Origin of the sequence: Nocardia sp. NPDC051463 (assembly GCF_040681975.1) — a bacterium.
Taxonomy (GTDB): Bacteria; Actinomycetota; Actinomycetes; order Mycobacteriales; family Mycobacteriaceae; genus Nocardia.
The window spans coordinates 21,464-41,873 of record NZ_JBFBAB010000035.1; the positions used below are offsets into that span (position 1 = coordinate 21,464).

At 65.0% G+C, this 20,410-nt stretch carries 1 protein-coding gene (only partly in view); it reads right to left on the reverse strand.

Features of this window, described 5'->3' with window-relative positions; genetic code table 11:
* A protein-coding gene (locus tag AB0M74_RS31125) for an MFS transporter (RefSeq protein ID WP_366529874.1) crosses the window boundary here: on the reverse strand, nt 1-20,410 show its 3' portion. The gene runs 10,103 nt beyond the window's last position; 20,410 of the gene's 30,513 nt are visible here — the last part of the coding sequence; its start codon lies off the right edge, out of view; its stop codon occupies nt 1-3.

Here is a 20,410-nt window from a genome sequence, read left to right on the forward strand (position 1 = left end):
TCATGCGGCAAGTTCGAGCAGCGTTCTCAGAAACGGTACCTGCGCTGCCGCGCCGTCGGGGTGGCGCTGGGCGACGGCGGCCCGGACGTCCTCGACGAACGCCGGTCCCTCCGAAAGCTGCCGATGGTGCAGATAGGTGCCGAAATCATAATGCCCGCCCAACAATTCGCTTACACGCGAGACGAATTGCTGGACCACCCGGTCTTCCGCGGACAGCGTATCGACGTCGAGACGTGCCTGCGCCTCCAGCGCTCGGTGGAGCAGCATCGGGGCGGCATCGGGCGGCGCGGCCATCATGTCCGCCACAATCGACGCGAACCATCGACCTACCCGATCCTCCGCAGACGACTGACCGGCGTCGTCACGATCACGCAGTTCGAGGGCTGTGCGCTGTAGGTAAGGCCCGACGACGTCGTTCATTATGTACTCGTAACCCCGTCGACAACCGATATCGTCGAGGACGACGTCGGCTTCGTATCGCGCACGCAGATACTCCAGTTTCTGAGCCTCCTGCGACCGGGAGCCCGGGTAGTGCAGACCGAACACCCCGTCTCGGGCTATCGAGTTCCAGTACTCCCGCTCGGCGTCGGTGAGCACCGGCGGCCTCATCAGGTCGCGGTCGAGGTCGAGCAAGGGTCTTGTTGCCACCAGCGCGGTGTAGTAGTACTGCGGAAGCTCATCGAGGGATAGAGCGCGGGCGGCTCGGCCGATTACGCTGGCCCGGCTCGTGGTGTCGCTGCCGCCCGGCTGCTCCGGCGCCCCCACCGGCAGAGTCCGGAACTTCCAGATCGGGATCCTCTCACCAGGCAACCGGAGCCTGTCCTGTTCGATCAGCACTGGGCCCGGCGACGTATTGGAAAGGCCCAGCAGCGCTTCCGCTTCCAACGCGGCCGCGGTGAGCGCGCCGAGGACCGAGAGGCGAGGACCGTGCTCGCCCAGCCAGCTGCGCTCCCAGGCGTGCCGCTGTGGGCTCTCGCTCCAGGCGCGGCCGCTGAGCTCATCGGGCGCGGCCCTCGGCACCGAGGCCACGTATCCGAAGCCGGGACGGCCCAGCAGCGCGGCTTCGGCCTGCCCGGCATCCGGGCGCTCGGCCTCGGGCCGCGTCGGCGTCTCGCCAGCCGCAGCAGGAGTCGTTTCGACCTCGAATGACCGCGTCGCGCCAGCAGTCGGCGTTTCCTGCGGAACTACCTGATCCGAAACGCCTTTCGGGCCGACCGGTTCCGCTGCTCGAATCGGTTCGTTGTCGGATGTCGGCTGGGTGGGTTCGTGGTCGGGTGTTGGGGGGTTCTCGGTGGGTGCGCCTTGGATGTTGTGTGGGTGTTGGGTGTGTGCGCGGGCGCGTTGTGGTTGGGGGAGCGGGGTTGGTATGCCGTTGTCGTTCTTGAAGTAGGCGGCGAATCTTCTTGTGGGGTTGTGGTTGGCGGGTTGCCACTTGTTCTGGCCGTGTTCGTCGCCGTCGTAGTTGCGTACTCGTGGGGTGTTGATGTCGGGGTTGTCGATGGCGGAGTTGATGTGGTTGAGGGTGATTCCGTGGGCGGTTTTGGTGGTACGTGGGGTGTTGGCGAGGATGTCGAAGACGAGGATTTGGCCTTCGGCGTTGGTGATGAGGTAGCCGTGTGAGTTGGCGTCGGCCTCGTCGATGATGACGGCGGTGTCGATGCCGTTTCGTCGGGTGCGGACAATTTCGATGGCCTCGGCGAGGTCGTTGTCGCCGGTTTGGATCGGTCGGAGTTGGGCGCCGAGGGCGGTTTCGACGGTTTTCCAGTTGTCCTCGGCTTTCCATCGAGGGTCGGTGTCGTCGGGTTCGGGTGCGTCGGGGTTGCCGCCGAGTGCTCGGAATATGCGGGTGAGGTGGATCGCGCAGTTCTTGACAACACCGGGGTCTGGTGGGGTCGGTTGGTCGGGACGGGTGGGGTGGAGGCTGGTGAGGTTGTCGCCGTCGGTGGTGAGTTCGGCGATGTAGGCTTTTTTGATGTTGCGGGGGTGGGACTGTTGCCACTCCTCGCGGGTGCGGACGCGGGGGATGCGGTCGGGATCGTCAGCGTCGGTGATTTCGGGGTCGGGGATGTTGGTATCGAAGATGACGGCGTAGCCGCCGACGTTGGTGATGGTGTACGGGTGCAGGTTCTTGCCCTCGCCGTAGTCGACGAAGACGACGACAGTGTCGACGTCGTTGTCGGGATCCTCGACGATGTCGAGGATGTGGGCGAGGGGGTCGTCGGTGTCGGGGTCGAGGTGGGTTTCGACGAGGTGGGTGGCGATGGCGTCTCTGAGGTCAGTCCAATTCTTTAGTCGTCGTTCGGATTTGATTCCTTCGTTGAGGCCGAGCGCCCATAATGCTTCGGCTGTTTGGTTGATGGAGTTCAACAGCTTCCGGGCTTTCTCGGGTCTGAAGACTCGCCGGAGGACGGACCAGGCGGTGATGGCGCCGACGCCCGCAGCGATAGCTACGCTGCCGGGCTGGTTTCCCAATAGCGAGACTGCGCCGCCGCCGACCAGGGTGCCCAGTCCGAACCCGGCCATGGACGTCTGGAGGCGCACGGCTGCCGCTCGTCCGCGTACTGCCTTCGGGGTCTTCTCGCGCGCGTAGGTGGTGATAGGTATGCCAGCCGAGCCGAGGATTGTCCAGCTGACGCCTAGTGCCGCTGCGGTTATCCAGGGGTCGCTGGTGATTGCCATTGCCTGCACGAAGGCGGCCCCGGTCAGGCCGGCCATTCTGGTGTCGAGGAGCCGTTTGATCCGGACTTTTGCCAACACCTTGTCGGATATGAGGTTCCCTAGAACGGCCCCGGCTGGGACGAGCGTCGATACCAGTCCGATCTGCGTATGCGTCATGCCGGAGTCGAGGAGCAGTGAAGCGAACGGGATCGACTGCATTCCCAGATAGAAATTGTTGAGACTCAGGCCGTTGTTGATAATTCGCAACAGGGGATGGCCGTAGACCGTACGCACGCCGGCGGTGACCGAAGTGCGCATTTCTTTCCAAATACTTCCCTCCCTCTGTTCGGTCGGAAGATCGGGTACTCCCGACATTGAAGCGACGTTCACGACGTTCGTGACGAGATTGACGAGGGGGGGAAACGCAGCTCCGGCCGACAGCAGAATGGGCCCTAGTCCCCCGATAACTCGGGTGGAGTTCTGTTTGAGGTTATTGAAGCGAGTCAGTCCTCTTGGCGCATCGGCGGCCATCGAGGCGATCACCTTGCCGGAAGCGTTTCCGTAGAGGACGGAAACGCCCGCTTCCACCAACGTGGTCACGACGAGTATGGGGACGGCGTATGAAGTTCCCGTCGCAAGGGCGACAGTCGCGATGGCTGCTGTTGCCGTCCCCACGATTGCGCTGCCTTTCATCAACTTCTTGGGGGAGAAGTAGTCGGTCAAATATCCCGCGATCGGTGCGCCGAGAATGATTGGCACTGGGGTGAGCGCCGCAATGGTGCCCGCCAGACCCGGCCCGGCCTTGTCTACCATCCAGATGGTCATCGCCGAGTTCAGGATCGCGAAGCCGATTTCGTTGAGGAACTCGGAGACAAGTCGTACACCGACATTGGGCAGGCGCAGCAGTGATCTTATGTTTCCAGATGGTGTGACACCGGAATTATGCCGATCTGCGGCTGGCGACGGTGTGGGGTGCGCCGCAGGGCCCTGTGGGAGTTCCTGCCCGTCACCTGGTGGGAAACGGTGTGCGAGCATCTGGGGTGGCAGGCCTCGGCCGATACGCAGCGGGGCCACTGCCGCGTTGTGCTCATCTCGCATCGGAGGCCAGGCGTCGTCCGCGCCACGCAACAGCTCCGCGAATCGCGGATCCCAGTGCAGCGCTTGCGCGCGCGGGTGCGCTTGGTGAGCTCCGGGTTCGGCGATAGGTGTTCCCGCAGTGGGCCGTGGAGTAGTTGGCTGCGCGGGAGTGCGCTCTTCGGCTGTGGCGTTGGTGGGGCCGGGTTCGGCAGCGGTGCCTGGCGCGGTCGCGAGCGGCGTTGGGTCGGATGATGGGATACCAGGCCGGGAATCAACTGACCTTGCCTGTCCGTCGTCTTCACGTGGCACCCAGGCCACGGCGAGCACGACCTCGCGTACACGAAAAGCGCCGGACACGACGTCGGGCAATGCTTCGATGAGGTCGAGGCCCTCGGTGTCCAGGTGAGCGCGGAAGGTACCGGCCGCCCAGTCGAACGTGATGTTGATTCGAGTTTCTGGAAGCTGTTGCGGGATGAACGCACTGAGGACTTCGTGGACGCTGTCTTTGGCGACCTGAAGCAGCCTTTCCACGTACACCCCGTCGCGGGCACGGGCCTGGTTGCCTGCTTCCTGCACCGCGGCCCATTCCTCGGCGGTCATGAAGCGTCTCGGGACCGCCTCGCTGCCCGGCCTTGTCGGAAGCGGCTCGTTCATTGCTATGTTGACGCCCATCGCCAGGAAATCGTTGGTATGGCCGGCAACGGCCGCAGCGTAATTGGGCACTACCGGATAATCTCCGGTGATGGCGACGCACGCACCATGTGGCGACGGCAGTGGCTCACCGTAGGGAGGACGGACATCTGCCTCGAACCCAGGCGCGGAGGACAGGGGGAATCCGAGGTCTAGTACCGCCTGGCGACCGCAGGCGAAACCTGCGTCGTCGAACCCCTCCAGTCGAACCTTCCGTTCTCCGAGGAGTTCGACGCCGACCATCTTGGGGGGAAGGAGGCGGTGGATCATAGATTCTTCGAATTCGAGCCAGATGCCTTTGCCCCCTTCGAATTGCAGGACATCGGCGTGGTCTGCTTTTCGTACCGCCGTGAAGTCGTTCAACGCAGGTGCTTGCGGGTTCTGATCGATGACTTCGACACGGAGCCTGCGCTGACCGACCGTCGTTCCGGTGGCATCGACCGCGACCCGAACCTCGCCCCGGCCGTTGGCGAGCGCGTGCTCTACCAACTCGACGATGCCCGCCCGCACTCTCTGGACTTGTTCGTCGCTGCACCATGCCCTTCTGCGCAACCAGTCGACCACCTCGTCGCTCGCTACCGTCGCGGCTTCGGTCGCCTCGGCCGGGGTCAGTCCGACCCCATCCACGTCACGCGGCCCTACCGACAACTCGAACGGGGGAAGGCCGCCGCGCCGCCCGGGTTGCGCCGCCATGGCATCGACGTCCACACCGGGTTCGAAAAGCCGCGCGGGCCACGACGCGTCCTCGGGCCCGACCCGCACATGCCACAACCACCGGCTCTGCCCATCGGGCTCGGCCAATCTGAGCTCGACTCGACTCACCAAGGTTGTGGGGTCGAACCTCGTCAGCAGCACCTCGAACGCACCATTCGTGGCCTGGGCAATGCGGTCGGCCTCGAGCAAGCCCTCCCACAGGCGGTTGGCGTACCGCAACCGCACACGCTCCGCAGGGGTGAGTTCCTCCGGCGCCAGCGAACCCAGGGTCTGCAAAACCAGTTTCAAGGATCGTTCGTTCGCATCGTTCACGGCCGCCGCCGGAATAGCGGAATCCTGAGAACCCAGCTCTAGCGGATACACAGTGATCAGCGCCCGCTGCTCCTCCGGACTCAACTCGTATCGCCACCACTCGGCGACGGCTAACCGTGGGCTGTCGTACTCGTTCAGTTCGTTGGGGCGCGACATCCACGCGATAGTCGCTTCGGGGTCGGCCTTGTCCAGTGCTCGCTCCGCTAGGTCCTCGTCAGTGAGCGTCGGCAGTTCCACCACGCCGGGGTCGACCGATCGGCGATGAATCGGTCGACCCAGGTGCATGGCCACCGAATCGGCCGTGAACTCCAGTTCCAGCAATCGCGAGACGGCCTCCACCAAACTTCGGACCTCCGAGCCCATCAACTCTGCTAGCTGCCGGAACTCGAACAGCAGATCGTTGTGCACCGGCGCCGGCGTCCGCAAGGTCAACTTCGGCAGCCCGAGCAGCTCGGCCGTTTCGGTGCTCAGGCGGTCGCTGATCTCCTGGAACTCAGTCGCCCTGTACTCCCGGCGCGCCCGCGACGCCGCCCATTCGACGTTCAACGTCAATAGACGGCCGACCAAATCCGGAATCCGGTCGAGGTGGTCTCGGGTCGCCGTCAGACTCCAGCGCCGCCCCTCCGGGGTGCGCAACTCGCGCTGGATATCCTCGATCGCGTTGACCAGCGCCCACGGCGAGGCGAGGAGGTCGGGGGCCACCCGGAGTCGCCTGGCCACCTCCGCCCTCGCCGCGTCCTCCGGTCGATTCGGCTTCTCCGGGTGTGCGGAGTCCATCGAGCCGAGGTCGGTGAGCACCCACGGGTTCGGTCTACCGGATTTCTGCCTCTTCAGCTCGGACGCGGGCATGATCGCTGCGTCCGACAGCTGCGCTCCTCTGCCCCGGGGGAGGTCCAACGCCTCCTCGATCTCGACTTGGTCCTGAGGCATCGCGCCCTTGCCCTGGCCGGATTTCTTGGCCGGGTGCGATGCTTCGGCATCGACGTCCTTCGCTTCGTTCTCCGCAGTCTCGGGTGCCCGGCGCGCACTCAGAGACCGCTCACCCCCGGCGCGCGTCTTAGCTTGGGAAGTGGCGCTGACTTGCACATCGTCGCCGTGAGGTGCCTGGTAGAAGGCCACGGCGCTCTCATGGAGCCCCGCGAATACAGGCCCGCTCGAGAATCGCCCGGTGCGCGTCTTGTCCTCGGGATCGCGCGCCGCCCGAGGGGCGGAGTCGTTGTCGTGCACCGTGTTCAGAGCATCATCGGGGTGTGTGGCCTCGGTCCACTGTTCTCGACCCGCCACAGTGAAGCCGACCTCGTCGCTCGCGAGGTACCCCTCACCGCTCAATTGCTGGTAGCCCTTGCGCAGGGAGGTTGCCGATGCCATGCCCAGGTGGTGCGCGAGTTCTTCGGCCGCGGGCAGTTGCCGGCGGGTGGCCAACCGGCCGGAGATGATCGCCTCGCGCAGCGCGGGAACGACGGTATCGCGCCAGCCTCTGCGTCTGGCTTGCTCCGAAAGCTCCTCCCTTGATGACCCCGCTGCGAGGATTTCCATCAGTTCCTGTGGGGAAACCGGCTGATCCGGGCCGATCAACTCGCCGATCTCGGCGAGCACGTCGCTGGTAGCCGGTGTAGTCGTCGGCTTGTCGCCGGTGTGTGGCGTCGGGACCGACTCACCGAGGGCCGCGGCGATATCGGCGAGGACCTTCTGAGGATCGACCTGATCCGGCGCGCGGGTCGGTCCGCCCGGTCGAACCGACCCACCGCGGTCGACGACCGCCGTATCGGCGGCTTGGGTCAGATCGCCGTCGCGGTCCGCACCCGGCTCGAGTGCCGTGTCGGAGACGACACCCCGCACGGTCGACAACCCGGTCCTCGGGTCGATGACGGCGAACTCGATGGATCGGACACCCGCCTCCGTACGGGCCTCGATCTCGAATCCGTAGACCGCGTCCGGGTCGTCATGTCGAGCGGCCGCGGTCCGGAGTCCCTTTTCGGTCGCCTCCCGCGCGACATCGACTCGGTCCGAAGGCCATCCGGCCGCCAGCTCGCTAACTACCCCCTGGACACCGGTGATCACGGTGTCCAACTCCTGCGCCGGATCGATCGCCAGCGAGATCTGCGGCGACACATCGGCGAACCCACCGCTGTCGGGTATCTCCATCGTCAGCGTGGCGGTCGCTCCGCCACGACGGCCCAGTAGCGCCGACAACTCGTGCGCGCTGTCCGAGCCCGGCGAAATACCGAGCTGCAACCAGCCATCCCTGTCCGAGTCGAGTTGTGCGACAAGCTCTTCCAGCATCAACCCGAACTTCGACGGCTGGTCGCCATCCAGCCTGCGTCCCAGCGTTTCGTCCACCAGCAATCGCGGCTCGCCGTCTCGAGGCGCGAGGCGCGCCACGTCGATCTCCCATTCGTCGGGAGACTGCACGTAGGACGACGCCAGCCGCTCGGCGCCGTCCGAGAGCTCGAGCTCGAGTGCCAGGCCCAGCGGCCCATCATTCGCTCGCACCGTCAGCTGCCCCTGCTGGACTGTGCCGAGCCCGAAGGTGAGGCCGACCAACCGCCGCGCGAGCAGCTTGGCCGCGGCCACTGTCTCCGGTGACATGCCTGCCGACAGCTGGTCGATCAGTTCGTCGGTCCGCCGCGCGCTGTCCGCCTCGTGGCCGGCACGGTACTCCACCGTGGGTTCGGATTCGGTCCGGTGTTCAGGGGCGGCCGGCGGTCTATTTCCGCCGTCATCGGTCGGCGTGGCCGTCACCTGCGGTGACTTGCCTTCCCCGGCCGGGCTGGTCCGCTTGCCACCCGAGCCGAATGCGTCCGGCCCGGTGCCGGTGCGTGCGGCGTTACTCGGCTCGTGATCGGCCCCCCGGTCAGCTGGCTTCGGCGTTCGCTCAGCATGACCCGACTCCTCTGGACCTGCGGCCGCCCGCGGGCTCGTAGGCGTGGCGGGCATTTTGGGTGTCTCGATGGGAGTCGGCTCCATGGCAGCCGACTTGCGGTTCCATGGCGTCGGTTTGGCCTGCGTTGCACCACCGCGGTCGGCGTCTGACCCGTCGGGCGTCTCGCCTCGATCCCGACCTTTGCCGGTGGGGCCCGGGTTGTGGGCTGCTTCCTGACCGGGCGCTCGTCGCTGCGCCCAAGGGGAGAGCCCATTCCACTGCGGGGCTCGATTATCGAGAGCCTCGGGGTTGCGGGGTTCAGGACCTGGTGCGCCGAGTGGGTTGCGCACTTCCTGCTCGGTCGATGCCCCCTTCGCTTCCGGAGCACGGTCACTGCCGCGATCCTGGACCGGAGGTGTCGTGTCGGTCGACTCCTCTTGCAGCGCAGCTACATTCGAGTCAGTCGGTGGCCTGCGGTCTGGTTCGCCGTCGGCGGGACGGCCTGCATCGAGGTCCGCGGATGTGTCGTCGTGTGCTCGAACCGGTTCGGTCGGAACCCGCTGCGAGAGAGTCGGTTCGGGCTCGTTATCGGACGTCGGCAGGGTGGGTTCGTGGGGGGCGGGTGTGGGGGAGTCTTCGGGGGGTGGGCCTTCGAATTTGTGGGGGTGTCGGATGCGGAGTAAGCGTGCGAGGAGTCTTCGGGTCTTCGGGGTGAGGGTGCCCTCTTTGGTCGTGAAGTAGGCGACGAAGGCTTTGTCGATGTCCTGGTATGCGGGTTCCCATTTGTATTCGACCTTCTTCTCGCCGTTCTCCTCGATTTCGACGCCGTCGTAGTTCCGTACGCGGGGGCTGTCGCCGTCGATGAGGGTGTCGAAGACGAGGACGGTGTCTTCGCCGCCGTTCTCGTTTTTCACGTTGACGATGATGAAGCCGTGTGCCTTGTTGCCTTTTTGGACGACGATCGCGGCGGTGTCGATGCCGTTTCGTCGGGTGCGGACGGTTTCGACGATGTCATCGATAGCGCCGTCGCCCTTGATTTTGTGCTGTCGGAGTTTAGTGCCGAGAATGGCTTCGGTGGGTTTGTAGTTTTTGTCGGATTGCCACGCGGGATCGGTGTCGTCGGGTTTGCGCGCGGAGCTGTTGTGGTTGAGGGCGTGGAATGTGCGGGAGAGTTGGATCGCGCATTCTCTGACGGCGGCGGGGAGGGATGTGCCGGACTCAGGGTGTTCGGTTGAACCATCGCCGACCGGCGGCAGTGCACTTGCGCCTTTGCGGGTGAAGAATCCGAGTGCTGTGTACACGAGGGCTGTTGCACCGAATATTCCGCCGTTGATCAAGCCTCCCCAATAACTGCCGGCAGCCGTCAACAGGTAGGGGCCGAATATGCCGCCGAGGATTCCGCCTGCAGCGCCGAAACTCAGGAGGGTCGACCACGCGCCACCCTGGGCATTTTCAGGAACTTTGGCTTGCAGGTATGTGGCGAACGGGACGTTGTTGAGGTAACCGGTTGCGCCGGTGAGAGCCGAGATCAACCAAAGGATCAACGGGTTTGTTGTGGTCGCGTATGCGGCCACAAGGCCCGCATATGCTGCCAGCTGGGTCGGGTAGGTCCATTTAGTGTTGGCGCGCTCGATCAATTCTTTCGGCACCAACTTGTGCGTTAACAGTGATCCGCTGACTATCCCGACGGAGAGGAGTAGCACGGCTGTCGCTGAAAAACCTCCCCCGTGGAGTAACTGGGCCAACTGGAACGCGGCTGTCTGAGTGGAGAACAACGCAGGAATGGACAGCAAGAGGACGCCGCGCAGGTACGAGTCCTGCCACATAGCGCGGGCTCCATCTAAGAATTTGCCGCGCGACTTTGCTTTCGGCATCGCCGTCGGAAGCATGGACAGCGCGATCAGATTCACCAGCGAGGTCACAATGCTGGTCAAGAACGGGAATGCCGTTGAGATCCGTTCGAGTAACGGGACAACGGACTTGCCGAATGCGCCGGCGACCGACCGTTCCACTATCCTGAGTTTGTTTGCGACTTTCTTCTCTTCAGCCGTGGTAGCCAAATCTCTACCGTAGTTATTGGCGCTTGCAGAAGCGAAAGCATCGAGGATCGCACCAACCACAGCCGCGCCCATGGCGACCGGCAGAGCGTGCGGCAGATCCCACAGGACCCAGCTGCCGACGCCGGCCATGACCGCAGCGCTGGTTGCCGACAACCATTGCAGCATGCGGCGGTTGTTGATCCGATCCGCAAGCGGTCCGGCCAAGAATTGCGAAATCACCGTGGCTGCTTGGGTCACGGCTGCTGTCAGGCCGATCGACTGCAGCGAGGCACCCATGTCGAGGAAAATCAGCGGGAGGGTCGATATCAAGCCGGCGCTGCCTGCGCCGGCAGTGGCCGAGCCCCAGAACCTCAGGGTGAGGTTTCTGTGCTTGGGTCGCATTCTGGCGCGGATCCATTGGAGCCACGATTTCGCGGGTTCGTCCGGGTTCTCCGGTTGGTTGGACTCCTCGGCGGGTGGGCCGAGGATCTCGTGTTCTCGTTCTTCTCGAGTGGGGCCTTCGGGGTCTAGTTGGGGTAGTGCTTCGAGGTTGCCTTCGGAGGTTCTTCGGTATTCGCGGGTGAAGACGGCTACGGGTGTTTCAAGGTGAAGCTTTTCCCATATCTCGCGAGTGCGGACACGGGGTGTCGGTCGATCGTTGTGCTTGCTTTCGGTTGCCGGGGTGGGTGGTTCTGGGATGTTGGTATCGAAGAGGGTGGGGCCGCCGGGGGTGGAGGTGGCGGTGAAGCTGTGGCCGGTTCCACCGTCGTCGATGACGAAGACGATGGTGTCGATACCGTTGGTGGGGTCTTCGAGTTTGTCGAGGATGTGGGCGAGGGGGTGGGTGCCGGGTGTGGTGGTTGCTGGAGGGTCGACTCTGGTGAAGCGGTTGTCGAGACCCTTTTCGAGGTCATTCCAGGTCTTGACGGTTGTGGTGGGGAGAGTGGTGTCGTGGCCGAGTGCCCAGGTGACGTGCAGCGTTTGGTCGAGGCAGGTCCGGACGTAGTCGGACACCTCGATGGTGACGCCGCGGGTGTCTTTGACCACCGCCAGCGGTTGGCTGCCCAGCCGCTGCTCCAACATCCCGGCAAGACGCAGGAAGATCGCACGTTCCATCGTGTCGATCGCGTCTGCGGAGCGCCCCAACGCTTCCGCTGTCCGGGCGGGTGACAGTTCGAGCTGAAAGCGATGGCGCAGGACTTCCCGGTGTTCGGGCAGGAGTTGTCGGAGGCAGTCCCGCAGTGTCCGTTCGCTGTTGTTGAGCGCGTACGAAACGATCGGTGGCAGTTGTTCGACAATGGGGCTGCCCGCCAGCGCCGTTACCAGTTCGGCGTCTGCTGTGCTCGTGGATGCTCGATCGCCCGACACCGGCACGCTGGGGATCTGCGCGTGCACGCCGTGCCCGTCGGCGACGGCGATGACCAACTCGCGGGCGGCTTTCCACAGTGCGGGTGACTCGAGGCCGGGGTCGGTGGGGGGTGTCGAGGACGCGGTCGCGTCAGTGCTGTTCGGCAGGAATCGACCGAGCAGCCGCTGCTGGCTGGTCGTGAGCGCGCCCAGCCGTTGGCGCACCTCTGGAGTTGTCGCCTTGCCCAGTACCGCCCACTGCGGATCCGACGCATCCGCTGTGGTGCCACGGAGCACGAATTCTCGGATCCGGTCCCAGAATTCGGCGGTCCGGCGATGCTGGATGATGAGATCCCGGGCATTGAGGGCAACCCACTCCTCGATGCCGCGATCACCGATCCGACCGAGATTGTCGACGGCACGCGCGCATGCCTCGTCGAAGATGTTCCTGGCCGACCATGGCTCGCCGACCTGCTCGAGAATCTGCTGGAATATCTGGTGCCCGTAGCGTCTCCGAATCAGGACTACGGCCTGCGCCGAACGTCCCTGCGCGACATGCTCATCGAGCAGCTGTCGCAGTTGCGGGGTTGCCGAGTGCTCGGTGATGACCAGTCGTTCGATGGCCGCGCCCCGATGGTGACCGCGCCGCAGTGTGCCGTGTATATCGGGGCGTTCGAAGCGCCGCCCGTGCTCAGTGGCCAACGGCACGACGATCCGATCGCTATATGTCCGGTCCTCGGCCAGTGGCTGTCTGTTTGTGGTAGCCGCTGGAGTGGAAGGCCGATTCGGCGGCAGCTCGGCGGGCGTACTACCCGGGTGTGAATGGTGGGCCGATGGCCCGGCGTCGGGCACACGCGTTCCCACAAAACTGCCTGGCGTGTCGAGCGGTGCGCCGTCCCAACGGGCCGATTCCGGCGCGACCAGTTCGGCCGTCGACGGTCGCGGAGCTCGGTCATGGTTCGCGCGAAGCCGTTCGGCCACGTTTTGCACGGCACGGTATTCCCGTAACTCCAATGCACGCCCGCCGATACCGAGCGTCTCGGCGACTTCCTGCCCGGACCGGCCGTGGATGAAGCGCAGTCTGATGATCCGCCTGTGGTCGGGGTCGGTGAGCGTGCGCGCTGCTGCGTCGAGGATCTCAGGCGGGGTTCGGTTGACCAATCTCCGGTCCGGGCCCGCGCCGGCGCGACCCGCTGCATCACCGAGCAGTATGTCGGCGAGGCGTCGAATCCCCTTGCTGTAGTGGTTTCTATGGTCTTTACCGAGCGTCTGCGCGATGACGTTCAGCGGCTGTCCCAACAGCAGGCGTGCCGCTACGGCCGCGCCCTGCAACTCACCGAGCTGACTCAGGGCCGCGTCGAAGCGCGGTTGTTCGTATTGCAGCGCGTAGGTAACGACTTCTAACGGTTCGTTTCCTGCCTCTGCCTCGAGCAATCGTGCCAGGTGGCGCACAGCATCGCGCTGCAACACTTTGACCGCGCTGACGCTTCGCTCCAGAGCTTGCGCAGATTCGTTGACGGTCAGGCCCCGCCGGAAGCGCAGATTCAGGATTTGCCGCTGAGCCGGGGTGAGTTGATCGAGGCAGTCCGCCAGTGCCGACGGGTCGTCGGTCAGCGCGTTCCGCACAATCGGTGGCATCCGGGCGACGATGCTGCTGCGCGCCAACGCCGAAACGATCTCTGCTGCAGGCACTTGGGCATGCGGCGCCGCACCGCGTTCGGAGATCGTCTCGATCAGCCGCCGCAGACCCTCCTGCTCCAACTGGCTGACTACGTGTTGCTCCAAGCCCGTAATCCGCACTACCTGTGCGACCGGTCTCCCTTCGCCGATCCCGAAGCGCAGCGTCAGTACTTCGCGTGTTTTCTCGGTCAGCTGATTCAGGCCGTGCTGCAACGTTTCCGCGTCGGCCAGTGCCACGAGGCCGCCGCGCATCCCCGCTGGTGTCTTCGGGCCCGCAGCGGTCACCAGCGCACGACGGAGCCGATGGAAACCCAGACCATATTGGGCGAGCACGGTTTCGGTGATCGCGTCCAAACGCGTGCCGGCGGTGTCGGCGTCGACGACCGGCGTGGTGGCCGCTCGGCCGAATATCTCGGCGGTGAGGTATTCGGCCGTCCATGGGTCGCCGACCTCGTCGAGCACGTGTCGGAACGTCGGAGTCGAATCCGGCACGAGGTCCAGCAGTGCAACTGCACCAGCGGGGTCGACCGATGGCGTGCCCTCCGACACCGATCGGGTGGGTTGCGGCGGTGTGGTCGATGCTGGATCGCTGGGCGAATGCGGTCGGTCGGATTCGATGCCGACAGACTCGTGCTGCTCGGGTGCCGGGGTACCGATGGGTCCTTCGGGATAGTCTTTTCCGGCGGTTCCAGGGACAGGTTGGTTCGGGTCGAGCGGCGCTATCGGCAGACGGTCGCTGCCGAAGTAAATGGCGTACACCTGTTCGCCGTCGAGTCCTGTTGTGCCACGTACATATTCCTTCCACTGCGCGACGCGGTCCAGAGGCTCGAGCTGCTGCTTGTTCGGGTCGTAGCCGACGAGATCGCCTTCGGTGATCTGTCCGGTCTCCTCGTCGTTGCGTATCAGGGTCGCGTGGGCGTCGAAGCCGGGGCGTTCTACGACCAAGATGGCCTGTGCTCCGGGGCCCGAATCGGACACCCGATCGGCGACCTTGTCACGAGCGGTGCGTTCCGCATCGGGCGCGACGCCGTCGGGCTGCCACGCGGCACCGGTCAACCGTGCGAGATCCTCCGTGTGCATGCCTGTGGGCGACAGCGGTCCTGCGGGCATCGTGACCGGGACGCCGTCGAGGAAGAGCTGGGAAAGTACCCACAGCGCGCAATCCGTGCTGCCCTCCAACAGGATTGCCAGCGCTGGGTCGTACCACGACAACGTCTTGGCGTCCGGGTGTCGGAATTCGGTCACGCCGTCGTTGCTCGGCGCAGCGGTGATCAAGGGTGCCTGGACCAATGACGGGGCCAGCTCGGGGCTGGTTCGGGTGAGCTGGACGACCCGGTCGCGGGCGGGATTACCGATCGAATCGAGACGGATTCGCGTAAGTTCCGGCCGCCCACCGGGTTGCGTGGCGTAGTACCTGCGGTTCTTGATCAGACCGAGGAGGTCGGAGGTCAGTCGCGACGAGGCTTCGTTGGGTTCGGTGTGCCCGATCCACAGCACCGTGGCGACCCGCAGCCCCGGGGTGGTGCGCGCGGAGTTCTCGATGTCCTCGGTCATCCGTGCCACACCCGATGTGACCGACCGCAAGTCCACGCCACCGCCCACGATGACGTGAACCTCGTCGGCGGCATCGACATCGCCGATAGCCAACATCAGCTGTTCGAATTCGTTCGACGCACACTCGAGTAGGTGAACCGGAGGCTGTCCGGGCAGCTCTGGCGCGCGCTCCTCGGCCATCGCGACGCCGGCCATCGCGATATCGCGCCAGGCTTGCGCGGCGGCCAGGGCCGCCAAGGTTTGCTTGGAGGTCTCCCATACCGAGGGTTTGAAGCCATCCGGGTGTGCCATTCGCTGATCTCTGTCTCGCCACCTGGCAGGCACGTGCCTGAGATCGACGAGCCCCTGCATCTGCCCGACCAGTTCCCACCGTTGCTCTCGATTCAGAAAGTGGAATGCCTCCGTTCCCGCGACTCCCGGATCGAAGTCGAGTGGGCTCAGCAGAGTGTCCGCTTCGAGCATTGCCACGATGCTCGACATTTGCTCGGCCACCACCGTCGCCATCCGGGCGCGCGCGGTGTCGACATGCGGACGGCGCGAAGGGTGGACTTGACGTGGTTGCGGCGTCGGGGTGAGCAGCTGATCGGCGACGGCACGCAGTCGCCGGTCGAGGCCGCTGATCTCCGCACGAACCCGGCGGAGTTGCACGGCTTTCGGATCGCTCGCCGAGCGCTGGTCCAGTGGATCGGGCACTCCGAGAGCGGCGATATCGGCCTGCGCGCCGAGGTCGGCACGCAGTTGCTCGCGCAGGGCGGTCGCCCCGCGATATTGCTGGACGAGCGCCTCGAGTGCGGCGACCTGCTCGTTCAGACGACTGACCGCACTGACCGATGAGACGAGTTGCACCAGCTCGGCGTATTGCTCGACCAGATGCTGCCAGCCCTCGGTAAAAGCCGGTCCTTGCCGCTTCGCGAAGAACTGCACCCAGGCGCCCATCACGGTCGGGTCCACGCCGATACGCCGCGCGAGTAGTTCGGCCACCTCATCACGTTCGCGCTGTGGCGCGGCTGGATCACCGAGCTCGACATTCTGCAGCGCGGCCAGATCTTCGGCGTTGGCCTGCGCGGCCGCACGCTGGGACTCAGCCGCCCGGACTGCGGCGTCGACGGTGGCGACGAGGCCGATCTGGGCGTCCAGTTCGCCGACCCGCCCGATCGCGGCGAGCAAGTCGCGGATGCCGCGGAAGGTGTTGAGATGATCTAGCGTGACCTCGTCGAGGGCCTGTGCTGGGTCGGTGTATGGTGCATCGCCGCGCCGCGCGGTCACCCGCGTCCGCGCCTCATCCAGCAGCGTGCTGAGACGTTGTGCCCCTGGCGATCCCGGCGTCAACGCCGCCGGATCCTCGTGCAACTGCCGCGCCAATCGATCATGACGAGAACGGGCCTGCTCGTGCAGCGATTCGAGTTGTGGGTCGGTCTGCCTTCGCGACGCTGCCGGGCTGGTGCGGACCGATTCATCTCGCTCGAGGTCGGAGCGAGCCTGCGATGTCATGGTGAATTCGGCAGACAGGCTCGCCGCCTCATCGAGATCGGCCTGCCGCAGGTTCAGGGCGTCACGGTAGGTCTCGTCGAGATTGTCGGCACCGACCTGCTTCAGCTGTGCATCCAGGACCACTCGGTTCAGAAGGTCGAGGGATCTGAGCGCGCGGTAGATCGCCGGGTCGGGCCGGTCGGCGGCCCGCTGTTTGGCCTCGGCCACCACCTGACGCCATCGCTCCGTAGTCCAGGTGTCGAGTGGGCTCGGGAAGTCGGACTCCATGGCCAGCCGCTTCGCCACATCGAGGCGACGTTGCTCCAGAGTTGTCAGCAGGGAGACGGATTCGTCGGCGACGGGGGAATCGAGCGCGATGTCCTGTATACCGCTGAAGCGTGCGAGCACGTCGCTGTGCCAGTCACTGCGATCGCGATCGGCGTAGTGCTGGGAATCGTTGAGCCGCGGCGCGATCGCCGCAAGCTCGGCGGGCGGGGTGTGGTGTGCAAGCGACTCCAGCGTGCTGTCTTGCTCGGTCAAGAAACGTCCGGCAAAACCGCTCGGATCCCAATCATCGGTGAAGGCGTTGATGTAGTTGACAGGTATCAGGCGTCCCGCGTGATCCAGCACCCACTTGTTGCCGGTGTGCGAGTTCGACGGATGGATCGCGCTGTTGGCCAACCCCAGTCGTTTCGCATCGGGAGTGAGTATGTAGCTTGCCCAGACGTCCTCGAAGAACTGTGGCTGCAGACGTTTCACGTCTGTTCCTGGTACGAATTCCACGAGCACGACCCGCTCGCCGCGACGCAGCGCCTGCGGAGCCGGCACCCCGAAATCCCTTGCGGTGGACAATCCCAACTCCTGCGAGTCGGCCTGCCGCTTGGTGCGCATTGTCCATTCGACCGCCTGATAGCCGTTGCCGTAGGTGATCAGCTCCACCTTCTCCGGCGCCGTCGGGCGATCCGAACCGGAGTCCAGACGGTCCCTGGATACCTCTCCGTGTGGTTCGGCTTCGGCAATCTTTTCCTGGAAGCCGCGGTCATCGATGAGAGTGTTGAGCCACGCAATATCCTCGGAGTTGGTATAGAAAACGCCGGCCCGCTCCGGGTACTGGTAATCACCAGGTATCTGCTGTACGAGCAGCCGTCCATCGGTACCGATCAGCACTCGCCGATATTCGATCGGTAGCCCTTCGCGCTCCGCCCGCTCGCGCAACCCGGGGGCGAGTTCGTCCAGCAGCCGCTGCTGACCCTCCATCGGTGACGCGACCACGATGCGCTCACCCGGCACCTCTACGACATCTGGAATCGGTTGCCCCTGCGCGTTGTCGACCGGGACCCCGCCCTCCGCGGTGAGCAAGTCGCGAGCAGCCAGCACCGCCAGGGCCAGGCGCATCTCCTTCAGGTGTTCGAAAGCGGTCTCGATGCTCGGCGTCAGTAGCCGGAATTGTTCGACCAGCTCAGCGGCGGCCTTTTCGTCGGCAAGCATGCCTGCCAACTCGTCGTCGGCGACGAGCTGACGCAACTTCGCTGCTACGCGTTCCTGATGCTTGTCCTCTAGCCGGCGAACGATCTCGCGGACCGCCCCAAGGTCTTTCTGGTGCAGGTTCGTCGTATCGATACCGAGTGCGAGCCCGGGGCGCAGCGCCTCGGCCACTACGTCTGCCACGTGTTTCTCGGTGATCGCTAGCCGCCGCTGGATGGCGGGCGCAAGTTCGTGGGCTACAGCGGTGTCGGAATTACCTGTGCTCGGGGCAATTTGATCGGGCTGTGGCGCGGCCGGTTGTTCTGTGGTGGCGTCGGTCGGGGCTGTCGCAGGGGTGGCGGGAGCCGCATCGGCCGCCGAGACCTGATCGGCCGCCGGCACGGATCCATCCGGACGACTCGGCGGCGGGGTCTGCTGTGGTGCCGGGGATGTGGTGGCCGCGTCGTCGTTCTGGCGCCGGCTGTGGCCGTCTTTTCCGGTTGCCGCCGGGTCGACCCAGCCCTTGGGGTCCGGGTGGTTCGGGTCGTGGTGGAAGGCCAAGTGTTGCTGTGGCAGTGGGTTTTGCTTCTCGTGTGGCATGCGGGGACCGCGTAAAGGGTTGCCGAGCGCGTCGACCTCGCCGAAGGACGCAGCCGCTGAATGCGCCGCTCCTGCGGTGGGGACAGCTCTGCCCCATGGTGTGCTCGACGTGAAGGTGGAGCTGGCCGCCCCAGTGGTTTCGGCCCGGCGCCACGGTGTGTGCTGAGGGCGCGCGGTGGACGATCCGGCTGCATTTGTCGGTTCACCATCACGTTCCGATGTGCGACCTTGCGGGGTGTCCGACAATCCGTGGGTTCCACGAGAGTCTTTCGGCACAGCGGGATTCGGTGCCTGCGGCTGTGGCGTCGGGTGTCCACCCGGCTCCGGCTCGGACTGGTGCTGCGAAACCTCCTGTGCCGCAGTTGATGTGTTGGTGCTCGATTCCTGCCACGCCGGAACTTGCGGGATCTGTTGGGCCGCGGAGGCTTCGGTATTCGCCTCGGGCCAAGCCTGCTGTTGTGGAACGGGACCGGGTTGCTGGGGTGGTGTGGGCCCGAACGCGTCCAAAGCCGCGATCAGCTCGCCGACCAGGCGCTGGGCGGCCTCGTCCTCCGCCTTCGCATTCGCCAGCCGCTGTTCCCGCTCGGCGGCGGTGGTTCCCGGCTGACCGGCATCGAGTACTTCCTGCGCGTCCGCGAGATACGCTGCTGTCGCATAGAAATTTTCGGTGAGGTTCAGGAGCTTCGCGTAGCCGATTTTTGTGGACGGATTCTCCAGAATGGAGATCAGGTCGTCGAGTGCCGAGAAATTGTTTTGCAGCCACCAGAAATCGTCCGAATCCGGCGCGAGGCCGTCGTTTCTCTCGCCTTCCGGAATTTGTGCGGCACGTGCCATCGACTGGCCGATCTGGTCGGCGACCCCTCGGACCGTATCGAGTTCGATCCCGTGCAACAGGCCCGTATCGATGGCTTTCTCGCGGACATCATGGTGTACCGCAGTGAGTCTCGATGTGACCTCCGTCAGGCGGTGAACGGAATCCGTGAACCGGTTGTGCGCTTCCTGCCTTATCCGTTCCCGCTCCGCCGAACTCGGCTCCACCTGCCGGGCTTCCGCCTCGGCCACCTGGACCTGCTCTGCCTTCTGTATCCACTCTTCCACCGCGGCCGAGAAGGACCGCAGCACCCTGAGCCGTGCGGCGGGAATCTGCGAGTTCGATGTACTCTCGGCGGCCAGTTCCTCGTTCACCAGGAGCAGTACTCGCTCGAGCAGCGCGACGCGCTCCGCTTCGGCCCGGCCGAACTTGGCGTCAGCGTGATTTCTGGTGACGGCATCGCGCAGCAAGCGCAACCGGTCGAGATCGACCGAGGTGGCATACGGGTTGTCTGCCATCGCGGGGCCGGCTTCGTTCCGGGAGGACGCCGCTTGCCTCGGGGGTTGGTGGTTGCTTTGTGGTGTTGATGCGTTGGACGGGCCGTGGTCGCCGGGGATGTTGTGGAAGACGACTCCGCCGTAGGGGAGCCCGGCGTGGCCGGTCGTCCGCTGGGGTTGCGAGGCAGCTTCGTGTCGGGTGTCGAGGTTCGCGAGTGCGGTGTTGTGCTCGGCGAGTACCTGGTAGGTGATCTCGGTCAGTTGTGTTGCCGTGAGCGCTGTTCCCCGGTCTGTTTGTGCTCGAGCGGCGCGTTGATACACCTTCGTGGTGAGGTGTTTTGCCACCTGAACATCGGCGACCTCGCTCATCAAAATGTGGTAGACGCGGCCCGAATTCGTGCTCGAAGCTTTGTCGGTCACCGCTGTCTCTGGCTCGGATGCGCCGGACGTGGCCTCGGGCAGTGTGGCTTCCACGGTCGGCTGGGGTAGGTCGGGGTTCTCCATCCGCATCTCGAACCACAGAGTCTTACCTCCGCCCCGCGTGAGGTCGACGCCCCATGCGGAGGCCAGCGATTCGAGCATTCCGATAGCGCGGCCGTGGGTGCCGTCCACCAGCACACCCTCTGCCCACGCT